Source organism: Halomonas mongoliensis, assembly GCF_052496345.1.
This window is the reverse complement of the sequence record NZ_CP199288.1, coordinates 460,979-483,156: the sequence shown is the minus strand read 5'-3', so window position 1 is coordinate 483,156 and position 22,178 is coordinate 460,979. Positions and strand designations below refer to the sequence as shown.

General features: G+C 68.7%; 17 protein-coding genes. 4 read left to right on the top strand and 13 right to left on the bottom strand.

The window, feature by feature from the left end:
• Positions 1-21 precede the first annotated feature (21 nt).
• From cydB to ACRYRV_RS02170, 4 genes are all read right to left on the bottom strand, one after another.
• Positions 22-1,158, bottom strand: coding sequence for a cytochrome d ubiquinol oxidase subunit II (gene cydB / locus ACRYRV_RS02185; protein ID WP_444984098.1), 1,137 nt, complete (start codon positions 1,156-1,158; stop codon positions 22-24).
• A 1-nt stretch (position 1,159) separates the two neighbouring features.
• Complete coding sequence (locus ACRYRV_RS02180; protein WP_444984099.1) at positions 1,160-2,740, bottom strand: cytochrome ubiquinol oxidase subunit I; 1,581 nt, start codon at positions 2,738-2,740, stop codon at positions 1,160-1,162.
• Positions 2,741-3,150: 410 nt separating this feature from the next.
• The gene (locus ACRYRV_RS02175; protein ID WP_444984100.1) at positions 3,151-6,264 is read right to left on the bottom strand and encodes an efflux RND transporter permease subunit; all 3,114 of its coding nucleotides are present in this window, start codon (positions 6,262-6,264) and stop codon (positions 3,151-3,153) included.
• The gene (locus ACRYRV_RS02170; protein ID WP_444984101.1) at positions 6,264-7,367 is read right to left on the bottom strand and encodes an efflux RND transporter periplasmic adaptor subunit; all 1,104 of its coding nucleotides are present in this window, start codon (positions 7,365-7,367) and stop codon (positions 6,264-6,266) included. Before ACRYRV_RS02170 ends, ACRYRV_RS02175 begins: the two co-directional genes overlap by 1 nt.
• Positions 7,368-7,626: 259 nt before the next feature.
• Here ACRYRV_RS02170 and ACRYRV_RS02165 point away from each other — a divergent pair, with 259 nt between their 5' ends.
• Complete coding sequence (locus tag ACRYRV_RS02165) at positions 7,627-8,817, top strand: NAD(P)/FAD-dependent oxidoreductase (protein ID WP_444984102.1); 1,191 nt, start codon at positions 7,627-7,629, stop codon at positions 8,815-8,817.
• 39 nt (positions 8,818-8,856) lie between these two features.
• Here the strand turns inward: ACRYRV_RS02165 and ACRYRV_RS02160 are convergent, their stop codons facing one another.
• Positions 8,857-9,591: a ParA family protein gene (locus ACRYRV_RS02160; RefSeq protein WP_253450818.1), complete on the bottom strand. Its 735-nt coding sequence runs from the start codon at positions 9,589-9,591 to the stop codon at positions 8,857-8,859.
• Between the two features lie 208 nt (positions 9,592-9,799).
• On the opposite strand from ACRYRV_RS02160, the gene ACRYRV_RS02155 reads away from it, so the two are divergent.
• A complete protein-coding gene (locus ACRYRV_RS02155) occupies positions 9,800-10,450 on the top strand; it encodes a hypothetical protein (RefSeq protein ID WP_444984103.1) in 651 nt (216 codons plus the stop codon).
• Here the strand turns inward: ACRYRV_RS02155 and ACRYRV_RS02150 are convergent.
• The 5 genes from ACRYRV_RS02150 to ACRYRV_RS02130 form a co-directional block, all read right to left on the bottom strand.
• Entirely contained in the window at positions 10,441-10,896 is a 456-nt protein-coding gene (locus ACRYRV_RS02150; protein WP_253450824.1) for a DUF4149 domain-containing protein, read from the bottom strand. The genes ACRYRV_RS02155 and ACRYRV_RS02150 overlap by 10 nt on opposite strands.
• A gap of 25 nt (positions 10,897-10,921) precedes the next feature.
• The gene (locus ACRYRV_RS02145) at positions 10,922-11,224 is read right to left on the bottom strand and encodes a YqjK-like family protein (RefSeq protein ID WP_253450827.1); all 303 of its coding nucleotides are present in this window, start codon (positions 11,222-11,224) and stop codon (positions 10,922-10,924) included.
• The gene (locus ACRYRV_RS02140; RefSeq protein ID WP_253450829.1) at positions 11,214-11,621 is read right to left on the bottom strand and encodes a phage holin family protein; all 408 of its coding nucleotides are present in this window, start codon (positions 11,619-11,621) and stop codon (positions 11,214-11,216) included. The genes ACRYRV_RS02145 and ACRYRV_RS02140 overlap by 11 nt, the downstream gene beginning before the upstream one ends.
• Entirely contained in the window at positions 11,621-11,953 is a 333-nt protein-coding gene (locus ACRYRV_RS02135; RefSeq protein ID WP_309635724.1) for a DUF883 family protein, read from the bottom strand. Before ACRYRV_RS02135 ends, ACRYRV_RS02140 begins: the two co-directional genes overlap by 1 nt.
• Positions 11,954-12,060: 107 nt before the next feature.
• Positions 12,061-13,140, bottom strand: coding sequence for a phospholipase A (locus ACRYRV_RS02130; protein WP_309635725.1), 1,080 nt, complete (start codon positions 13,138-13,140; stop codon positions 12,061-12,063).
• Positions 13,141-13,384: 244 nt separating this feature from the next.
• Here ACRYRV_RS02130 and mscK point away from each other — a divergent pair, with 244 nt between their 5' ends.
• Complete coding sequence (gene mscK, locus ACRYRV_RS02125; protein ID WP_444986232.1) at positions 13,385-16,729, top strand: mechanosensitive channel MscK; 3,345 nt, start codon at positions 13,385-13,387, stop codon at positions 16,727-16,729.
• A 22-nt stretch (positions 16,730-16,751) separates the two neighbouring features.
• On the opposite strand, the gene ACRYRV_RS02120 is transcribed toward mscK, so the two are convergent.
• Entirely contained in the window at positions 16,752-17,519 is a 768-nt protein-coding gene (locus ACRYRV_RS02120) for a TlyA family RNA methyltransferase (RefSeq protein WP_444984104.1), read from the bottom strand.
• Positions 17,520-17,683: 164 nt separating this feature from the next.
• Between ACRYRV_RS02120 and ACRYRV_RS02115 the strand changes: the two genes are divergently transcribed.
• A complete protein-coding gene (locus tag ACRYRV_RS02115) occupies positions 17,684-19,678 on the top strand; it encodes a cation:proton antiporter domain-containing protein (protein ID WP_444984105.1) in 1,995 nt (664 codons plus the stop codon).
• Here the strand turns inward: ACRYRV_RS02115 and ACRYRV_RS02110 are convergent.
• Together ACRYRV_RS02110 and ACRYRV_RS02105 are read right to left on the bottom strand one after the other, a co-directional pair.
• Positions 19,675-20,028, bottom strand: coding sequence for a P-II family nitrogen regulator (locus ACRYRV_RS02110; RefSeq protein WP_253450844.1), 354 nt, complete (start codon positions 20,026-20,028; stop codon positions 19,675-19,677). The genes ACRYRV_RS02115 and ACRYRV_RS02110 overlap by 4 nt on opposite strands.
• An 88-nt stretch (positions 20,029-20,116) precedes the next feature.
• A complete protein-coding gene (locus ACRYRV_RS02105; RefSeq protein ID WP_444984106.1) occupies positions 20,117-22,165 on the bottom strand; it encodes a hypothetical protein in 2,049 nt (682 codons plus the stop codon).
• Between the last annotated feature and the right edge of the window lie 13 nt (positions 22,166-22,178).

The following is a 22,178-nucleotide window of genomic DNA, read 5'->3' as shown; positions in this document are numbered from 1 at the left end:
TAATCTCCTTTCAGGCCGGGCTCAGTAGAGCGCCTTGTCGTTGTCGCGGATGTACTGCTCGTTGAGCCGGCCGCGCATCACCCAGTAGCTCCAGGCGGTGTAGGCGAGCACCAGCGGCACGAAGATGCAGACCACCACGAACATGATCATCAGCGTCATGTAGCTGGCGGTGGCGTCCCACATGGTCAGGCTGTGGGCCGGGTTGAGCGACGAGGGCATCACGAAGGGGAACATGGTGACGCCGGTGGTGACGATCACCATGGCCATGGCCAGCGAAGAGCTGACAAAGGCCAGCACGTGGCGTCCCGCCTTCATGGTCAGCGAGCAGAGCAAGAAGCCCGCAAGGCCCAGCAGCGGCAGCAGCCAGAGCGCCGGGAAGCGCGCATAGTTGGCCATCCAGCCGCCGGCGCTCGCCTCTACCAGCTTGGCGGTGGTGGCGTTGTGGCCCTGGGTGTCGATGACGCTGGTCACCTGGTAGCCGTCCACGCCGAACATCAGCCAGACGCCCGCCACCAGGAAGAGCACCGCGCAGACCAGGGCGGTCAGGGTGCCGATGGCGGCGCTGCGGGCGCGCAGCTCGCCTTCGGTCTTCATCTGCAGCCAGGCGGCGCCGTGGGTGACAAACATCAGCAGGCTGAGCAGCCCGGCCAGCAGCGCTAAGGGGTTGAGCAGGCCGAGCAGGCCGCCCTGGTAGTCCAGGCGCAGAATGTCGTCGAACTGGAAGGGCACGCCCTGCAGCAGGTTGCCGAAGGCGACGCCGAAGAGCAGCGCCGGCACCGCCGAGCCGATGGTCAGCATCCAGTCCCAGCGGCTGCGCCAAACGGGGCTGTCGAGCTTGGAGCGGTAGTCGAAGGCCAGCGGGCGCAGGAAGAGCGCGAACAGGGTCAGCATCAGCGCCAGGTAGAAGCCGTTGAAGGCGGCGGCGTAGACCGGCGGCCAGGCGGCGAAGAGGGCGCCGGCAGCGGTGATCAGCCACACCTGGTTGCCGTCCCAGTGGGGCGCCACGGAGTTGATCATCACCCGGCGCTCCTCGTCGTTATGGCCCACCACCTTGAGCAGGCTGGCCATGCCCATGTCGAAGCCGTCGGTGACCGCGAACCCGATCAGCAGCACGCCGATCAGCACCCACCAGATGAATCTGAGCGTTTCGTAGTCCATGTCATGCCTCCTGTGGCTTGCCGGTCAGCGCGGTGGCGGGAGCGTCGAGGTCGTCCGGGCCGGCGTGATAGCCGCTGCCGGAGGGCCCCTTGCGAGCGAAGTGCTGCATCAGCCAGATCTCGATGATCACGAAGATGGTGTAGAGCACGGCGATGGCGATCAGGGTGAAGAGCACCTGGTTGACCGTCAGGTGGGAGACGGCGATATGGATCGGCAGGATCTCGCCGATGGCCCAGGGCTGGCGGCCATACTCGGCCACGAACCAGCCGGCCTCGGAGGCGATCCAGGGCAGCGGCAGGCTGAACAGGGCGAAGCGCAGCAGCCAGGGTGACGCCTCGGGCTGGCGACGCACGCTGTGCCAGAAGGCCAGCACGAAGAGCACCAGCATGATGAAGCCGGCGGCCACCATGATGCGGAAGGTCCAGAACAGCGGCCACACCTTGGGCACCGAGGCCTCCACGGCGCGCTCGATCTCGGCGGCGGTGGCATTGGGTACGTCGTCGGTATAGGCGCTGAGCAGCAGGCCGTAGCCCAGGTCGCCGCGTACCTCCTCGAAGCGGGCGGCGTCGGCCTCGCTGCCCTCGCCGCGACGCAGGCGGTACATTAGCTCGTAGGCCTCCTGGCCGGTGATGATGCGCTCGCGGTGCTGCTCCTTGAGCTCGCGAATGCCGGTCACCTCCTGGTCCAGGGAGCGGGTGGCGATCAGCCCCAGGGCGGCGGGAATATGGATGGCGAAGTCGGTGCGCTGCTCCGCCTCGTTGGGCAGCCCCACCAGGGTGAAGGCGGCGGGCGCCGGCTGGGTCTCCCACTCTGCCTCGATGGCGGCCAGCTTGACCTGCTGCACGTCGCCCAGCTCGTAGCCGGACTCGTCGCCCAGCACGATCACCGACAGCACGGCGGCCAGGCCAAAGGCGGAGGCGATGGCGAAGCTGCGCCGGGCGAAGGCGACCTCGCGGCCCTTGAGCAGATACCAGCTGGAGATGGCCAGCACGAAGACGGCACCGGTGACGTAGCCGGCGGAGACGGTGTGCACGAACTTGACCTGGGCCACCGGGCTGAGCAGCACCTCGCTGAAGCTGGTCAGCTCCATGCGCATGGTCTCGAGGTTGAACTCCGAGCCGATGGGGTACTGCATCCAGCCGTTGGCGACCAGGATCCAGAGCGCGGAGAGGTTGGTGGCCAGGGCCATCAGCCAGGTGACGGCGAGGTGCTTCTGCTTCGACATGCGGTCCCAGCCGAAGAAGAAGAGCCCCACCAGGGTCGACTCCAGGAAGAAGGCCATCAGCGCCTCGATGGCCAGCGGCGCCCCGAAGATGTCGCCGACATAGTGGGAGTAGTAGGACCAGTTGGTCCCGAACTGGAACTCCATGGCGATGCCGGTGGTGACCCCCAGGGCGAAGTTGATGCCGAACAACTTGCCCCAGAACTTGGTCATTTCGCGATAGATGGTCTTGCCGGTCATCACGTAGACCGTCTCCATTATCGCCAGCAGGATCGAGAGACCCAGCGTGAGTGGTACGAACAGGAAATGCACCATCGCCGTGAAGGCGAACTGCAACCTGGATAGTTCAACGATGTCCATGTGCGACTCCGTGAAATGGGCGGATATCACGGCAGGCTTGCCTGCGGGTAGGGGTGCTGCCACGGCCAATATAGGCAAGCCCTGCCCGCAGAAAATTGATATGAATCAATTTTATGAAGTCGCATAACTTGCTGATGTGGAAGAAAAAATACAGGTTAGGGCTCGGGGGGAGGGTGAAAAGTTAATATTCATATAATGTTTTGTGAGCGCAAGGTGCTTGAAAAGATTGGCAAATTTTAGCCCGTGTTTTGATGTATGTTTTATGCCTTTTTGGGTGGTCTATGCCGCGTTGAAGAGGAGGAATTCGAGGCATTTCGAGCCTGCGGTCTGGTGTCGCAGCGACGGGTTTGGAGGCAAAAAAAGGCCACCCCGCGGGGTGGCCTTGTGCCTGATGGCAGAGCGAACATCGACTAGCGTCCGGCTTGGCTCGCTTCCATCTCCTCCTCCAGGCGGCGCTTGACGTCGCCGGGGGATCCGGTGTGGCGGGCGAGCAGGTCGTAGGCCACCGGCACGATAAAGAGCGTGAAGAGGGTGGCGGCGGCGACCCCGGAGAGGATCACGGTGCCGATCACCATGCGCGACTCCGAGCCCGCGCCGCTGCCGACGATCAGCGGGATGGCGCCTGCCATGGTGGTCACGGCGGTCATCAGGATGGGACGCAGGCGGGTCACCGCGGCGTCCACCAGGGCGTCACGGAAGGCCAGCCCCTGGTCGCGCAGCTGGTTGGCGAACTCCACGATCAGGATGCCGTTCTTGGCGGCAAGCCCGATCAGCATGACGAGTCCCACCTGGCTGTAGATGTTCAGCGACTGGCCGGTAACGAAGAGCCCGAGCATGGCGCCGCTCATGGCCAGGGGCACGGTGAGCATGATCACGAAGGGGTGCACGAAGCTCTCGAACTGGGCGGCCAGCACCAGGAAGACCACCAGGGCGCCGAGGATCAGCAGGAAGGTGGTGGCGCCGCTGGCCTGCTGGAAGTCCCGGGAGGCACCGCTCACATCGGTCTGGACCTGGGGCGGTAACACCTCGGCGGCGGCGCTCTCCAGATACTCCAGCGCTTCCCCCAGGGAGTAGCCGTCGGCCAGGTTGGCCTCGATGGTGATGGAGCGCAGGCGGTTGAAGCGGTTGAGGGTGCTGGCGCCGGCGAAGTCGGTGAGAGTCACCAGACTCGCCAGGGGGATCAGCTCGCCCGAGCGCGCCGAGCGCACCTGGATATTGTCCAGCGCCCTGGGGCTCGCCTGGCTGGCGCGGTCGCCTTCGACGATGACGTCATACTCCTGGCCGTTATCCAGGTAGCGAGTCACGTTGCGCCCGCCCAGCAGCACCTCCAGGGTGCGGCCTATCTCGGTGACGGTGACGCCGAGGTCCGCGGCGCGCTCGTAATCGATGTCGACCCGCAGCTGGGGCTGGGTCTCCCGGTAGTTGCTGTCCAGCCCGATCAGCCGCGGGTTGTCCTCGCGGATATGCGCCATCAGGGTGTCGCGCCACTCGGCCAGCTCCTCGTAGGTGCCGCCGCCCAGCACGAACTCCACTGGCTTGGCGATGCGCTGGCCGAAGCCCTGGCGCATCACCGGAAAGGCCTGGACGCCCGGCAGCCCGGCGAGTTCTCGACGCACGTCGTCCATGATTGCCCAGGCGTCGCGGCGGCTACCCCAGTCGGCCAGGCCGATGATGCCGAAGCCGTTGTTGAAGTTCTCGATATTACCGAAGCCGCGTGGCGCACGGATCACCACCCGCTCCATGTCGCCGCTCTCCACCATGGGCTCCAGGCGCGCCTCGATCTCGTTCATGTAGTCCATGATGTAGTCGAAGGTGGCGCCCTCGGGGCCGTTGACCAGGATGATGAAGCTGCCGCGATCCTCCTGAGGGGTGTACTCGCTGGGCAGCAGGTCGGCCAGCCAGACGGTGGCGGCGATCAGCCCCACGAAGACCGCCAGCACCGCCAGGCGCGCCTTGAGCACCCACTCCAGTAGAGTGCGGTAGAGGCGCTGGGTCAGCTCCAGCAGCCACTGCACGGCCCGGGCGACACGGCTGTCATCCTGGGCCGGTTTGAGGATCTTGGAGGCCATCATCGGGGTCAGCGATAGCGCCAGTACGCTGGAGATGGCCACGGCGGCGGCCATGGTCAGGGCGAACTCCGAGAAGAGCCGGCCCACGTTGCCCTGCAGGAAGGCCAGCGGCACGAAGACCGCCACCAGCACCAGGGTGGTGGCGATCACCGCGAAGGCGATCTGCCGTGTCCCCTTGAAGGCGGCCACCAGGGGCGTTTCGCCGTAGTCGTGCATGCGGCGGTGAATGTTCTCCAGCACCACGATGGCGTCGTCGACGATCAGGCCGATGGCCAGCACCAGGGCCAGCAGGGTCAGCAGGTTGATGGAGAAGCCCATGAGCGCCAGGGCCATGAAGGCGCCGATGATCGCCACCGGCACCGTCACCGCGGGAATCAGGGTGGTGCGCACGTTGCCGAGGAACAGGAAGATCACCACCACCACCAGCCCCATGGCGATGAACAGCGTCATCATCACCTGCTCGATGGCCCCGGCCACGAACACCGAGGCGTCGTAGTTGAGGGAGAGTTCCATGCCCTCCGGCAGTCCCCCCTGGACCCGCTCGAGCTCCGCCTGGACGCCTCGGGAGACCTCCAGCACGTTGGCGGTGGACTGCTTGAGGATCCCCAGGCCCACCATGGGCACGCCGTTGGCGCGGAACACCGAGCGGTCCTCCACCGAGCCGATCTCCACCCGAGCGACGTCGCCCAGCCGCACCAGGTAGCCGTCAGCGCCCTGGGTCAGCGCCAGGCGCTCGAAGTCATCCGGCTGGTTGAAGCTGCGCGGCAAACGCACGATGAACTGACGCTCTCGGGACTCGATGGAGCCGGCCGGGAGCTCGACGTTCTCGGCGCGCAGGGCGCTCTCCACATCGCTCACCGTGAGGTTGCGAGCGGCCAGGGCGTTGCGGTCGATCCACACCCGCATGGCGTACTCGCGACCGCCGCCGATGCGCACCCGGGCCACCCCGGGCTGCACCGAGAAGCCGTCTACCAGGTAGCGGTCGGCATAGTCGGTCAGCTCCGGAATGGTGTAGCCGTCGCCGGTCAAGGAGAGCCACAGGATCACCTCCTCGCTGGAGTCGGCCTTCTGCACCTCGGGCGGGTCGGCCTCGTCGGGCAGGTTGCGCAGGGCCCCGGAGATGCGGTCGCGGATGTCGTTGGCGGCGGCATCGATGTCCATGTCGAGGCGAAACTCGATATTGATGCGCGAGCGGCCATCTTCGCTTGAGGAGGTGATCAGTTCGATGCCCTCGACCCCGGCGATGCGGTCCTCCAGCACCTGGGTGATGCGGGTCTCCACCACGCTGGCGGAGGCGCCGGGATAGCGGGTGTCGATGCTGACCACCGGCGGGTCGATGGAGGGGTACTCCTGCAGCGGCAGGCGCTGCAGGGCCAGCAGCCCGAAGGCGACGATCAGCAGTGCCAGCACGGTGGCCAGCACCGGGCGCTGTACGGAGAGGTCGGAGAGGCGCATCAGTCACGCTCCCCGCGGCTCGCCTCGAGGATCTCGGGCACCGAGGTGTCGGCATCCGCCACCCCGAGCAGGGTCACCTGGTCCCGTGGTTGGACGCGCTGGACACCATGGGCCACCAGCAGCTCTTCCGCCTCGATGCCCTCGAGGATCTCCACTTGACCGGTGCGCCGCTCGCCCACCTTCACCTCCCGGCGCTCGACGCGATTCTGGTCATCCTCGTCGATCACCAGGACGTACTGGCGATCGCCACTGGGGACCAGCACGCTCTCCGGCACCACCACGGCCTCCCGCGGGCTGCGCTGGACGATGACCTCCATCAGCATGCCGGGGCGCAGGCGCCGTTCGGGGTTCTCTAGCCTGGCGCGCACGCTGACGCTGCGGCTCACCGGGTCGACCCGGGAGCCGACGCTCTCCACATGGCCCTCGAAGCGCTCGTCGGGGAAGGCCACGCTGCGCGCCGTCAGGGGCAGGCCGGGCTCGAGCAGGGCCAGGAACACCTCGGGCACGCTGAAGTCGAGCTTCATCACGTCGACCTTGTCGAGGGTCACAAGCTCGGTGCCCGGGGTGACCAGGCTGCCGAGGCTGATATTGCGAAAGCCCACCACGCCGTCGAAGGGAGCGCGCAGCCGGTAGTTGCGCAGCCGCGCCTCCAGCCCCTGGATTTCCGCCTCCACCTGACGCAGCCTGGCCCGGGCGTCCTCAACGTCGGCCCGCGGGGCCAGATTGCGGCTCTGCAGCTGGGCCAGGCGATCCACCGTGGCACGGCGCTCGTCGCGCAGGGCCTGGGCGGCGCGCAGCTGCGCCTGCTGCTCGGCATCCTCCAGGCGAATCAGCAGCTGGCCGGCCTCCACCACCTGGCCGTCGCGGAAGTTCACCTCGGCGACGATGTCGGTGACCGTGGCCGAGAGCGTCACGCTCTCGTCGGCGCGCAGGGTCCCCAGCGCCTCCAGGGGGTCGGACCAGGGCGCCAGAGTGGCCCGGGCGCCGATCACCGGCGTACGCTCCTGGGCAGCGGCGGGCGGGCTGGAGAGCAGGGTGGCCAGCAGCAGCACCAGCAGGGCGGCCAGCAGGCGTGGGGTCAGGCGAGACGAAGAGGGGGTCATGGGAGCTCGGGTCTGGGTCCGGGGTGGCGAAGGCGCGAAGCTGCGAGACTGCCGGGCATCCTGCCCGGCACGGGTGCCTGTTCAGGCTACCCATGATACTCGGCGCAATTGTGACAACAATTCACAATCGTATTGATGCGCCTATTTAGTGTACAGGTATTGTACGTTGGTTCAATTTTTGTACAGCTGTGGCGGCATCAACAGCCGGGCGCGGGCCTGCTAGAATGCGCCTCCCTTTCACAAGCGGCCCGACCTGACCATGACCTATGACACGGTGATTCTCGGCGCCGGCGCCGCCGGCCTGATGTGTGCCCTGACCGCGGGCTATGCAGGGCGGCGGGTGCTGGTGATCGACCACGCCAAGCGGCCCGGGCGCAAGATCCTGATGTCCGGGGGCGGGCGCTGCAACTTCACCAACCTCAACTCCACGCCGGCCAACTTCTTCTCCGCCAATCCGCACTTCTGCATCTCGGCGCTGAAGCGCTATCGCCCCGAGCACTTCGTGGAGCTGGTGGAGCGCCACGGGGTGGAGTACGTGGAGAAGGCCCCGGGCCAGCTGTTCTGCGCCGACTCCGCCAAGGAGATCGTGCGGGTGCTGCTCACCGAGTGCGAGTGGGCCGGAGTGGAGCTGCGCCTCAACACCTCGGTGGAGCGCCTCGAGCGCCATGGCGAGGGCATGCGAGTGGTGACCTCCCGGGGCGCCATCGACTGCGGGGCGGCGGTGGTGGCCACCGGAGGGCTCTCCATTCCCACCATGGGAGCCACCGGCTTCGGCTTCGAGCTGGCCCGCCAGTTCGGGCTCGAGGTTACCGAGACGCGCCCGGCGCTGGTGCCCTTCACCCTGACCTCCCAGTGGAAGGCTCGGGCCGGGGCGCTCTCCGGGGTCGCCTGCGAGGTGGCGGTGCGCGTCATCCAGGACGGCCGGCCTCGTGGGCACTACCGCGAGCCCATGCTCTTCACCCACCGTGGCCTCTCGGGGCCCGCCATGCTGCAGATCTCCAGCCACTGGCGGCCCGGCGACGAGCTGGCCATCGACCTGCTGCCGGACATCGAGGCCTTCGAGGCGCTCTGTATCGCCCGGCGGGAGACGCCGAGGCGGCGCCTCTCTTCCTGGCTGGGGGAGCAGCTGCCCCGGCGCCTGGCCCAGGCGCTGATCGAATGGCACGGCGGCGATGGCGTGCTGGCCGAGCGCAGCAACGCCGAGCTCGAGGCCTGGGCCCAGCGCCTCGGCGACTGGCGGCTCAAGCCCGCCGGCACCGAGGGGTGGCGCACCGCCGAGGTGACCCTCGGGGGCGTGGATACCCGACGGATCTCGTCGCAGAGCTTCGCGGTGGAAGGGCTTCCCCAGCTGCGCTTTATCGGCGAGGTGCTCGACGTCACCGGTGAGCTTGGCGGCCACAACTTCCAGTGGGCCTGGGCCAGCGGCGTAGCCTGCGGCAGCGCCCTCTAGCCTGGCTCCGGCCCCTCTGGCCGACCGCCGGCCCTCTGCCTACTGCAGGCGCTGGGCGATCTCCTGCCACAGCGCCCGGTAGGCGCCGGCGGCAGGGGAGGTGCGGGCAAACTGGCCTAGGGGAGCGCGCTCGACCCCCATGCGCTCCACCACGCTGGCGCTGGGAATGGTGGTGGAGAGGCGCAGCGGCCACTGCCTGGGGAGTTCGGCGATGGTGTCCCGGTGCAGGTGGCGGCGACGGTCCGCCAGGGTCACGAAGGGCCATACCTGGCAGGGGATGTCGTGCCGGTCGAGGAAGTCGCGCAGCTGCTCCAGAGTGCGCAGGGAGAGCACCGTGGGTACGATGGGTACCAGCAGGGCGTCGACGCTGGCAAAGACGCTCTCGGAGAGGGTCGAGAGCGTCGGCGGGCAGTCAAGGATCACCAGGTCATAGTCGTGACGAACCGGTTTCAGGATGCGCCGGAGCTGGTTCTCCTGCTGTTCGGCCAGCAGCTGGTCCATCTCCCGGGAGGCCAGCGCGGCGGGCAGCAGATCGAGGTTCTCTACCTCGGTGGCCCGAATCACCTTGTCGAAGGCGGCCTTGCCCTTCACCAGCCTGGCCACGCCGCCGCGTATCTTGGGCTTGATGCGCAGGTAGAAGGTGGTGGCCGCCTGGGGGTCGAGATCCCAGAGCAGCACCCGCCTGCCCTGGGCGGCGGCCTCTGCCGCCAGGTTGACCGCCGAGGCGGTCTTGCCCACCCCGCCCTTGATGCTGTAGAGCGCCAGCATGCGCATGGCGTGCCTCCCTTCTTCCCTGGTGACGACCTCTTGCCGCACCTCATGGCGCCGTCAAGGCGTCGCCCGGCGGCGACGCCGTACCTTACCAGCTTAGGCCGTCTCTTCAGGTGACGGTTTCGTGACAGTCGCGGCGTCGCGCGTCCAGGGTCTATCCTGCTGGCAGAGTGCTTGCGCACGAATCCTCAGCCTGCCCCGGAGGTGCCCCATGACCCTGATTGCCGTTCATCACGAGCCCGGCGCCGATGAGACGTCGCTGCGCGACCGCGTCGTCGATGCGTCCCTGGGTGAGGCCGAGCGGCACGGCTGGGAGGCGGTCAGGCTCACCGAGGTCGCCGCGCGCCTGGAGGTGCCCATGGCGGCGGCGCTGGCGGAGTTTCGCGATCTGGACGCGGTGGCCAATGCCTGGTTCCAGCGCGGCCTGGAGGCGATGCTGGCCGAGAAGCCCGAGGGCTTCGAGCACTGGCCGGAGGTCCAGCGACTGGCGCACTGCCTGCTCGCCTGGTTGGATGCGCTGGCGCCCCATCGCCGGGTCACCGTGGAGATGCTGCGCACCAAGGCGCATCTGCCCCACCTGCATACCTGGGTGCCCATGCTCTTCGATCTGTCGCGCACCGTGCAGTGGTGGCGGGAGGCGGCGCGGCTGCCGGCACCCTACGGCACCCGGCGCGCTCAGCTGGAGGAGGTGGCCCTGACCGGGCTCTTCCTGGCCGCCCTGGGGGTCTGGGCTCGGGACGACAGCCACCGGCAGGAGCGGACCCGGCGCTTTATCGAGAGGCGCCTGGCCCGGGGCGAGCGCTGCCTGCGCTGGGTGCCCGACGGCAGGGCCGAGCCCCGGGAGGCACCCGCTCAGAGATAGCGGCCGCCGGAGGCGATGGCGGTGGTGAGCAGGCCGAGGATCAGGTTGATGCCGACCAGGCGGCGAATCTGCGCCAGCTGCCGGCCGCCTTCGGGCCAGTCGCTGGCCTCCACGGCGCGGCAGAGCCGGCGGTAGGGAGCGAACCAGAGGTGCAGGTAGATGGCCATCATGGCAAGGCCCGAAAGCAGCATCAGGTGAATGTGCCAGCGCGCGCCGGCCATGCCGCCGAAGACCGCGAACAGCATCCACAGCCCGGTGACCAGCAGCACCGCCACCGCGGCCCACACCCAGGGGAAGAAGCGGTCGAAGACGCCGCGCCACAGGGTGAGGCGGGCCGGTGGCTCCAACTGGCCGGCGGCCACCGGGCGCAGGATCATCCAGGCGAAGAACATGCCGCCCACCCAGAGGACGGCGGCGATCACGTGCAGGGTAATGGCGATGGCCATGGGGGCTCCTCGCGTCGGGGAAGGGTCAGCGCAGCAGGCGGCGGGCCCGGCGCAGCAGCAGGGCGCCGGCAGCCAGGCGCTTGCTGACGCGCAATAGCGAGCTGGGGTGGCGGGCGCTCTTCATCAGCAGCACGCCGCCCAGGGCGTAGAGCGGCGCCTTGAAGCGCATCAGCGCCCGCCAGCCGTCATCGATGGGGCGGCTCGCCTCCCGGTAGCGGCTCGCCTCCACCAGGATATCGATGCGCTGCTGCTCGATGCGGGCGTTCAGCTGCGCCTTGCGCTCGGCATGGGACGGCGGTGGGCGCCGTGCGGGAAGATCAGCGCTCATGGTGCTCCTCCCGGCGCTCGCGCTCCATCAGGTCGCGGTCGGTGGCCAGATGCTTGAGGGTGCTGACCAGCAGGGTGCGGCGTTTGGCCAGCTGCAGGGCCCGCAGCGCCAGCAGGGCGCCGCCGCCCAGTAGCACCCCGGCGCTGACGGCAATGGCGGTGAGCCGGTAGCTGTCCCAGAAGGCGACGATCACCAGGGTGGTCAGCACCCCGATGCCGAGCATCAGCAGGATCAGGCTCAGCCCCACGATCAGCAGCAGGCCCACCAGCCGAACGCGCTCCTCCTCCAGCTCCAGAATGGCGAGACGCAGGCGCGTCTCGCCGGTGGCCAGCAGGCTGCCGAGCAGGCGCTTGGCGGCGGAAAACAGGCGCTGCGCCGGTCCCTGGCTCTCCTGCATCAGCGACGCCCGATCAGCATGCCGACGACTACGCCCACGGCGGCGCCGATGCCGATGCTGGTCCAGGGGTTCTCGTGGACGTAGCGGTCGCAGGCGTCGACCTGGTGCTCCATGCTGTCGCGGGCCTCGCCATAGAAGCGTTCGCCGCGGCTCTCGAGGCGGTCGCGGGTCTCCTTGAGGCGCTTCTCGGCCCGGTCACGCAGCTCCTTGATATTGCTGCGGGAGTCGTCGGCGGTAGCGCTGACCAGCTCCTCGATGGTCTGGGTGAGGTGGTGCAGGTCTTCCTTGAGCTGCTGGGTGGTCTCGTGGGTATGGGGGGCACGGTTTGCCATCGGGTCTTCCTCTGACGGTGAATGACAGCCACAGCATAGCAGCCAGGGCAGCGCTTGCCACGGCGGTGGCCGTCACGCTGCCATGCTGCATGGAAGGTGCGTCAGGGTCAGCGGGTCATGCTGCCACCGCTGAACAGCGGATTGAGGCTGAAGCCCAGGCTGAGACGGTGATTGCGGTGGTCGTAGTCGATCATGCTCTCGCCGTAGCCGTAGTAGTACTGCACATGGCCGCGCACGTTGCCGTTGAACAGCGGCCAGGAGTAGTCGACCTGGGTGCCCATGTTGCCGGCGCTGGGATTGCCCCGCCACAGCAGGCTGAGCTCGTTGTCGCCCAGGCGGCGAGCCAGGGTGACGTCGCCGTAGCCCATGTAGCGGTCGATATCGGGGTTGTCGTCCTCGCTCTTGGACTCCGGGATGCGCCAGTGGGGGGCCAGGCTGAAGGCCCAGTCGCCGCGCTGGAAGATGCTCTCCACATAGACCCGGTTCCAGCTGCGCGACAGCGGGTCGGAGCGGCCGTTGGAGAGATGGTTCAGCGCCAGGCGGTTGCGCACGTTGGTCCAGCCGAGCGCCCGCCAGGCGTTGTCGAAGGTCATGAAGACCTCGGGCTCGTAGTTGGTCTCCCGGAAGGGCGAGGAGGAGTCGGTGTTGTAGGCCTGCCACCAGCTGCGCTGGGTGTAGGCAAAATAGAGGTCGCCGGTATCGCCGAACACTCCCTCGAGCAGATTGACCTTGGCGCTGAACTGGAACTTGACCTCGGCATCTCGAGGGCCGTTATCCGGAGTGATCTCGCGAAAGGCGTCGCGATTGGGGTTGGTGGTATAGCTGACCGGAAACAGATAGTTGCGCCGGTAGGTGGTGATGGCAAAGGGGTTGCGGCGAGACTCCAGCTCCAGCTGGCGGCGCTCGGTGGCCTCGAGTGCCGCCTGAAGGTCCGGGGCGATGGGCGCTTGCTCCTCGTCGGCGGGCAGCTCGGCAAGCTCGCTCTGCAGCGACTCGAGCTCCGCATTGAGGGCCTGGATGCGGGCTTCGAGGGCGCGGCGTTGTGCGGCCGAGGCATCGGCGACTTCCCCATGGCGAGCCCCGCTGCTCGGCTCGGAGGGTGGCGTATCCGCCTGGAGGGCAGCGCCATGCAGCAGCAGGGCCAGGGCGGCGCCGGTGAGGGCGGCAGGGCGGGAGAGGCACGTCATGGCGAGATCCGGGGGTGAGGAGGTACAGACCGCCGTTCTACCATGCCGGGGGCCCAAGTCAACCGCCAGCGGCGTTGTTCCTTGGTGATTGCCTTGGCGGCGCGAGGGGCCGAGAATCGAGCCCTGGGCATTTCCCTGCGAAGCGAGGTAGTCGGTGAAGAGAGAGGCGGGTGCCAGGGCGCGGGACGGGGCCGCGACGAAGTGTCAGGGCGGGGGCCAGGCCTGGTGCCGGCTGCCCCTGCTGCTGCTCCTGCTGCTGGTGCTGCTGCCGGCCCAGGCGGAGGAGAACCTCCCCGATCGCGACGCTGTCGAGGCGCGCCTGGAGGCTCTGACCCCGGCGGAGGGGGAGAGTCTGAGTGCGGCTCAGCGTCGAGAGGCGGAAGCCCTGGAAGCGACGCTGGCGGGCCTGGAGAGCCTCTCGGAAGTGAGGGAGCGCCTGGATGCCCTGGAGGCCCGGGTCGAGCAGGCCCCTGCCGAGCTGCTGCGCCTGGAGCGGGAGCTGGTGGCCGAGGAGGAGGCGGCGCTGTCGCTGTCGGCCACCGACCTCGACGGCCTGGAGGTGGATGAGCTAGAGCAGCGCCAGCAGGAGGCGGTCCTGGAGCTGCAGCGCCTCCAGGACCGCCTCGCCGAGGTCAACGCCCAGCTGCTGGCCGCCCAGACCCTGCCCGAGCGCGCCCAGCAGGCGATCTCCGAGGCGATGCAGGCGGTGGAGCGCGCCCGGCGCAGTCAGGATGAGCTCGAGGCCCGGGGCCTGCCCGGGGATGATGCGCGCCGCCTGCAGAGCCAGGTGGAGCGGCGCCTGGCCGAAGTGACCCTGCTTTTCCATCAGCGCGAGCTGGGCACCAACACTCGGCTGCGCGAGCTCGACCAGCAGCGCCGCGACCTGCTCAACCAGCAGCAGGTGCGTCAGGAGGCGGAGCTCTCGCTGCTGCAGGACGTCATCGACCGCAAGCGGCGCCTGGCCTCGGAGCAGGCCATCGCCGACGCCGCCCGGGACGACCCCCTGCTGGAGGCGGGGCATCCGGTGCTGGAACGCGCCCAGCAGGTCAACCGAGACCTCAGCCTGGAGCTGCTGCGCGCCAACGACCGCAACAACGCCCTGGTGCGCGAGAGCCTGGCGGTGCGTAGCCAACTCGACCATGTCCGCCAGCTGCAGCGCAGCCTCAACGAGCAGATCGAGGCGATCCGCGGCTCCATGCTGCTGTCGCGCATCCTGCGTGAGCAGCGCCGCTCGCTGCCCCAGGTGGCCCCACGCCGGGATCTTCAGGACGAGATCGCCGATCTGCGCCTGCGCCAGTTCGACCTGGTGCGCCAGCGCGACGCCCTGCGCCAGAGCGAGCGGCTGGCCAACCAGCGTCTGGAGGAGGCCGGTGTGGAGGTTAGCGATGCCCTGGTGGAGTCGCTGCAGCGGCTCTACCAGTCCCGCCGCGAACTGGTCGATCGCCTGGAGCAGACCTATGGCAGCCTGCTCAGCACTGCCGTGGAGCTGCAGCTCAACCAGCAGCAGCTGCTGGAGACCTCCCGGGAGCTGCGTGGGACCATCGACGAACAGCTCTTCTGGGTGGCCAATACTCGGCCGCTGGATCTCGGCTGGGCACGCCAGCTGCCGGCCAACCTGGTGCTGGAGTGGCAGGAGGGGGAGTGGCGGCAGGTTCTCCCCGGGCAGTGGCGCCTGCCCTCCACGGCAGCGCTGGCGGGCCTGCCCCTGCTGCTGCTGGCCGCCGGCCTGGTGTGGGGGCGGCGGCGGATCAAGGCGCGCCTGGCGGTGATTCATGAGCAGATCGGTCGCCTGCGCAGCGATACCCAGCTGCATACCCCAAGGGCGGTGCTGCTCAATGCGCTGCTCGCCTCGCCTGGGCCGCTGAGCCTGGCGGCCCTCGGCGCCGCCCTGCTGGCCGAAAGCGACGGCATCGCCCATGGCCTGGGGCTGGCGGCCCTGCAGCTCGCCCTGGCCTGGGGCGTGATCGCCTGGGGGCGGCGCCTGCTGGTGCGCGACGGCGTGGCCACCAAGCACTTCTACTGGCCGGCTGACTATGTGGCGCGCCTGCGCTGGCTGCTGGGCTGGCTGGCCCTGGCCCTGGTGCCGGTAGTGTTCATCGCGACCCTGGCTCGGGACGCCGAGCTCGGGCTGACTCATCGGCCGGTGGCCCTGGGACTGCTGGTGGCCGGGCTCCTGGGCATGAGCCTGGGGCTGGCGCGCCTGATCCTGGCCCATACCCCCTTCTTTGGCGTCAAGCTCTTCCGGTTGGCGCTGGGACTGGCCATGGCGGCGGTGCCCCTGGTGCTGCTGGGGCTGATCGCGGCGGGCTACGAGTACACGGCGCTGAGCCTGGTGGGGCGCTTCGCCGCCACCCTTTACTTGCTCGGCCTCTGGATCCTGGTGGAGGCCAGCGTGGTGCGCGGGCTGGCCGTGGCCGCCCGGCGACTGGCCTTCAAGCGGGCCCTGGCCCGGCGACGCGCCGAGGTCAAGGAGGGCGCCGAGGGTGGCATCGAGGTGGTCGAGGAGCCCCCCCTGGACATGGAGCAGATCAACCAGCAGTCGCTGCGGTTCTCCAAGCTGATCCTGATGGTGGGCTTCGTACTGCTGCTCTATCTGGTGTGGGCCGACCTGCTCACCGTGCTGGGCTACCTGGAGCGGGTGGCGATCTGGGAAGCCGAGGGCGATGTGGGCAGCGAGCTTGTGACTGGCGCGCTCTCGGTGGCCGATATCATCACGGCGCTGTTGATCTTCGGCTTCACCCTGATGATGGCCCGCAACCTGCCTGGCCTGCTGGAGGTGATGGTGCTGTCGCGGCTCGAGCTCAAGCAGGGCAGCGCCTACGCCATCACCTCGCTGCTCTCCTATGCCATCGTGGGCAGCGGCCTGGTGGCCTCCCTGGCCACCCTGGGCGTGGCCTGGAGTCAGCTGCAGTGGCTGGTGGCGGCGCTGGGCGTGGGCCTGGGCTTCGGCCTCCAGGCGATCTTCGCCAACTTCGTCTCGGGGCTGATCATCCTCTTCGAGCGGCCGGTGCGCATCGGCGACACCATCACCCTGGGCGCCCTGACCGGCACGGTCAGTCGCATCCGCATTCGCGCCACCACGGTGACCGACTTCGATCGCAAGGAGATCATCATTCCCAACCAGACCTTCATCACCGACCAGCTGATCAACTGGTCGCTCTCCGATACGGTCACTCGGGTGGTGCTCAACTACCGGGTCGCCTACGGCTCCGACCAGGCGCTGGTGCACCGGCTGCTCTACCGGGCCGCCCATGAGAACGAGCGGGTGCTGGCCGATCCCGAGCCCCAGGTCTTCTTTATGGCCTACGGGGAGAGCACCCTGGACTTCGAGCTGCGGGTCTTCGTCAACGCCCTGGGGGATCGCCTCTTCGCCACCGACGAGCTCAACTGCCGAGTGGGGGAGCTATTTGCCGAGCATGGGGTCGATATCGCCTTCAACCAGCTGGAGGTGTGGCTCAAGCGACCGGGTGAGACGCGCAAGGTAGTGGAGACCGGCGGCGAGGGCAGGCTGCGCCAGCATCCTCCGCCGGGCAGCCACGGCGACCCGGGGGAGATCGACGTCGGAGATGGGGGCGACAGCGGGCGCTGAACGGCCGGCGCAGGGGGGCTGGCTAGGCCTGGCGCAGGGCGTGGAGCAGGAATTCGCGGTTGCCGTCGCCGCCCAGCAGCGGGCTCTCCCGCCAGTGGCGCACCGCGAGCCCGTGCTCGGCGCAGCAGGCGCGGATCTTCGCCTCCACCTCGCGGTAGCGGGCGGGATCGGTGACCAGCCCCCGGGCGTTGACGCCGCCGGGGCCCACCTCGAACTGCGGCTTGACCAGGCTGGCGAGCTCGGCCCCCGGCGCCAGCAGGGCGGCGATCTCGGGCAGGATCAGGCGCTGGGAAATAAAGGAGACGTCCATCACCGCGAAATCCGGCCCCGCGGCGCCCTGGGCGGCCAGGGCCTCCCGCAGGCGGGGCTCGCGGGCCATGGCCCGGGCATTGAGTCCCTCCAGGCAGGTGACCCGCGGATCCTCGCGCAGGCTTGGGTCGAGCTGGTCGTGGCCCACCTCCACGCCGATCACGTGGCGTGCGCCGCAGCGCAGGGCACAGTCGGTGAAGCCGCCGGTGGACTGCCCCACGTCGAGCACCAGCCGGCCCTCGAGGTCCAGCCCCAGCGTTTCGATCAACGCCTCGAGCTTGAGCCCCGCCCGGGAGACATAGCGCTCCTCGGGGTCCTCCGCCACCGTCAGCCGGGTATCGTCCGGCAGCTTCTCGCCGGGCTTGGTGAGCACCCGGCCGCTATCGGCCAGGGCGACCCGCCCATGACGGATCAGCCGCTGGGCGCGGGTGCGGGAGCGGGCCAGGCCCTGGGTGACAAGAAGCTGGTCGAGACGCGTCATGGCGGCTCCCGGGGCAAGAGAAGGGGGCTAAGGGGCTGGCAGTATAGCGTCGCGAGGCGCGTCGTGCAGCGCTCATCCTGATATGCTATCGGGCGAGATAACGCCATGGCAGACATGGCCTTGATGGACAGAGTGCGCCCGCCGGGCGACCAGGGAAAACGGTAATGCTGGAACAGGCGCTGGTACAGATGCTGCTGCTCTTGGGGGCCACGGTGGCCGTGGTGCTGGTCTTCCAGCGCTTCAGGATTCCCCCGAGCCTGGGCTATCTGCTGGTGGGGGTGCTGCTGGGCGCCCATACCGCCGGGCCCGTGGTGGCCGATGAGTATATTCGGGTGATCGCCGAGTTCGGCATCGTCTTTCTGCTCTTCACCATCGGGCTCAGCTTCTCGATGCCCCAGATCTATGCGCTGCGCCACACCATTCTCGGCCTGGGCACCGCCCAGGTGGCCCTGACCACGGCGGTGGTGGGCGGCCTGGCCTGGGCCATGGGGCTGCCCGGCCCGGCGGCCTTCGTGGTGGGGGCGGTGTTTGCCCAGTCCTCTACCACCGTCATCACCAAGCAGCTGATGGAGCAGGGCGAGAGCCAGACTCGCCACGGGCGGCTCGGCACCACCATGTCGGTGTTCCAGGACATCACCGCGGTGCCCTTCGTGGTGGTGATTCCGGTGCTGGGCGTGGTGGCGGCCCAGGAGGTGGCCGGGGCGCTGGGGCTGGCGCTGGCCAAGGCGCTGCTCGCCTTCGTGATCGTGCTGATCTCCGGGCGCCTGCTGCTGCGCCCGCTCTTTCAGCTGGTGGCGGAGCGGCGCTCCGCGGAGCTCTTCACCCTGACGGTGCTCTTCGTCTCCCTGGTGGCGGCCTGGACCACCAAGACCCTGGGGCTCTCCATGGCCTTCGGGGCCTTCCTGGCCGGCATGGTGCTGGCCGACACCGAATTCCGCCACCAGGTGGAGTCGACCATTCGCCCCTTCCGGGACGTGCTGCTGGGGCTCTTCTTCGTCAGCATCGGCATGCTGGTGGAGCCGGCGCTGCTGCCCGAGATCTGGTGGGAGGCGCTGCTCGGCGCCGTGGCGCTGCTGGGTATCAAGCTGCTCCTGGTCACCCTGATTGTGCGCCTCTCCGGCGTGGAGCTGCAGACGGCCTTCCGTACCGGCCTGCTGCTGGCGGTGGGTGGCGAGTTCGGCTTCGCCCTGCTGGCCATCGGCCTGGAGGGCGGGGTAATCGCCAGCCAGCCGGCCCAGGTAGTGCTCACCTCGGTGCTCTTCTCGATCATCCTGGCCCCCTTCCTGATCCGCTTCAACCAGCCCCTGGCAAGCTGGCTGTTCGGGCGTCCGGCGCGGCGACCGGATGAGTCGCTGCCGGCGCCTCGCGAGCTCGACGAGCAGGGGCACGTGGTGATCTGCGGGTTCGGCCGCACCGGCCAGACGGTGGCGCGCTTCCTGGAGAGCGAGGGCGTCGAGTACATCGCCCTGGACCTGGATCCCGCCATCGTGCGCGAGGCGCGCCTGGCGGGCCAGCCGGTCTACTTCGGTGACTCCTCGGATGCCGCCGTGCTGGAGAACGTGGGGCTGGCTCGGGCCAGGCTGTTGATCATCAGCCATGAGGATCGCCCTGCCGCGCTCAAGACCCTGCGCCATGCCGCCCAGCTGAAGGCCGGTATTCCCGCCGTGGTCCGCACCCGGGACGACTCCACGGTGGTAGAGCTCTGTGAGGCGGGGGCGACAGAGGTCATTCCCGAGACCCTGGAGGCGAGCATGATCCTGACCTCCCATGCGCTGCAGGCCCTGGGAGTGCCTCTCCATCGGGTGACCCGCCACCTCCAGGAGCAGCGCGCCGGCCACTACCAGATGCTGCGCGAGCTCTTCCGGGGCTCCCTGGACAACATCCAGGATCCGCGCCCGGCGGGGGAGCAGGAGCGACTGCACTCGGTGGTGCTGCATGAGGGGAGTCCGGCCATCGGCCAGCGCCTGGCGGAGTTGAATACGGAGCGAGATCAGGTGTCGGTGACGGCGCTGGTGCGCAACGAACAGCGTCGGCGCTACCCCGAGGCGGATACCGAGGTTCGGGCCGACGATGTGCTGGTGCTGCTCGGCACCCAGGATAGCCTCGAGAAGGTGGAGCGCCGGCTGACAGGGGCCGGGCGCCCCACCACCGAGGACTAGCCGCCTGTCAGCGGGTGTTCGCGGCTGAGCGTCCTGATGTGCTCGCTGAGGCCCACCGCCTGACTGACGTCGAGCTCCAGGGCGATGCCGGTGTTCAGGCTCTCGTCCAGCTCTCCGGCCAGGCTCACCGCATTCAGCACCTCGCTGGAGCGGCGCGCCTCCACCAGAATCAGGATCACGCTGCGGGAGGCCATGAACTCCAGGCCGAAGAAGGTCAGATGGGGCTTGAGCCCCTGGCCCTGGGCGTTGTTGATGATGGTGGCGCCGGTGGCGCCGGCATTGCGGGCGGCGTCCAGCACCTTGTCGGTCCTGTCCTGGTCCACGAAGACCATCAGCAGCTTGAAGTCCATGCGTATCTCCCTGTATCGCCTGGGTGGCGAGCCGGTGGCTCTCAGCTCTCCATTCTGGCAGAGCCGGGCAGGGAAGTCCTGACCGGCATCAAGGCGCGCCGGTGGGGCCCGCGTCGGCCTGGAGGTCGGTGGGCGGAATGCGGTCGGCGCCCCAGCTGCGGTGAATATAGCCGATCACCCGATCCAGCTCCGCCTGGGTGATCTGGGCCAGCTCGCCGCGCTCCAGCGGGTCGTAGTGGAAGATATAGAGCCTCGAGGCGAACTGCTCGAAGGGCAGGGAGGCCTCGCCGGCGCGCTCGCCGCAGCCGGCGGTGCTGACTCTCACCCCGTCGCCCCAGTCCTGGCCGCTGTCGTTGTTGGGGTTGTAGAAGTAGACCCGCATCACGTCCGAAGGGTCCAGGGAGACGCGCAGCACGGTGATGGCGTGCCAGCCGATGAAGCGCGCCGCGCTGTCGGTGACGGCGATGCCCGCCGGCTGGGGGTGGATCAGCGGCTGGTTGCCGTTGTAGTAGGGGTGGTAGCTGGCGTAGAAGTGGCGCAGGAAGGTGTCCAGCTCGTGGAGCTGGCCGCTGGCCACGTCGACGTTGATGCGAAAGCCGCGCCCGGACCACCAGCCGTGGAACTCCGGATTGACCCAGCGGTGGGGGTCGCCCTCGCGGCCGATGCAGCGCCGCCCCATCTCCGCATAGATACGGTCCAGATGAGGCACCACGATCAGCGAGACGGGGTCGAGGTCCATGGGCAGGGCCTGGGCCACGCCGCCGCTGCTTGCCATGGAGGAGATCGGCTGCCCCTCGAAGTGCATGATGATCTCGTCGTCCCGGGCCGCCCAGGCGACCATCTGCAGCAGGTAGTCCGGGTCGTTGTAGGCCCACATGGAGAGCGCCCGGGCCGACTGGCAGGTGGGGTTATTGCCCTGGCCCACGCCCAGCGGCTGGCCGAGCATGCAGAGCACCCCCTCCAGCAGCCGCGCCCGGGGCGAGATCGCCTCGCCGAAGGCCAGGTTGAGCCGCGCCTGGGACCACTCGGAGAGCGTCAGGCCCAGCTGGCGCCACATGGCCGGGGCCACCGGCGGCTGGTAGAGGATGCCGCGCTCCAGCAGCAGCGCCAGGCCATAGACCGCCTGAGGGGTGGCGGGGTGGACGCCGCCGCGGATCAGGGCCGAGACCAGCTCGCGGTAGCAGAGCAGGCAGTCGCGGCCGGTGGCGGAGAGCCCCAGCGCCTCGGCCAGCAGGTGATCGCCATAATCCAGCAGGTGGCGCAGCAGCACCGGGTGGTAGGGAGAGACCAGGCCGGTATCGTGCATGGCCCGGGCGAAACCGGTGGCCTCGCCCTGCAGGGCGGCGCTGTCCATGCTGGCCAGCCGCTCCCGGTAGGCCTCGACGCCCGGGTCCTCCCGGCAGGCCCGGGTGGGGCCGTAGAGGGAGCTGACCAGGCGATCCGCCCCCTGGCCGCTGGCGCCCAGGTCGATCTCCGGGTTGGCCTGGCAGATGGCGATCTGGGTGATCATCGCCTTGACCGGCTCCACCTGGATGGGACGCTGCTGCAGGATCCGCCAGATCTCATCGATCAGCCGGTCGATGATGTGCTCGTAGCCGATGCGCTCGGCCAGGTGGCGAAACAGGTGGCGAGGAATCTGTGCCAGGCGCCCCTGGGTCTCGCGCTCGGCTTCGCTTGGGGCGCCGAAGAGCAGCCAGAGGTTGATGGCCATCACCTGAGTCAGGTAGTGGTGGGCCTGCTCCGCGGAGACGTGGGGGTGCAGGTACTCGCCCTTGGCCACGGCCAGCAGGCGCAGCTCGCTGAGCGCTTCGATCACCACCATGCTGGGGTCGGGGCTCTTGAGGGCGTGGGTGGTCAGCGACGGCACCAGATACTGGGGGGTCTCCCAGTCGGAGCCGAGAAAGACCCCGGCCTCCTCGAAGGCCTGAGCGCGACGCTCCACCTCCGCCGCGCCGCCCTCCTGGAGCAGCACCCGGCGGGCAGTATCGAGTACCCGGGGCAGCTTGCCGGGCTTGGCAAACTCCCTGGCATCGGCCAGCAGGGTGATGGCGTCGTCCAGTTTGCTGCACAGGCCAGCGAGCTTTTCGCTGGCCGCGGGCAGGGCGCTTGTGTCTTGCGTCTGTCGGTGCGTGGTCACGCCGACTCCTTGT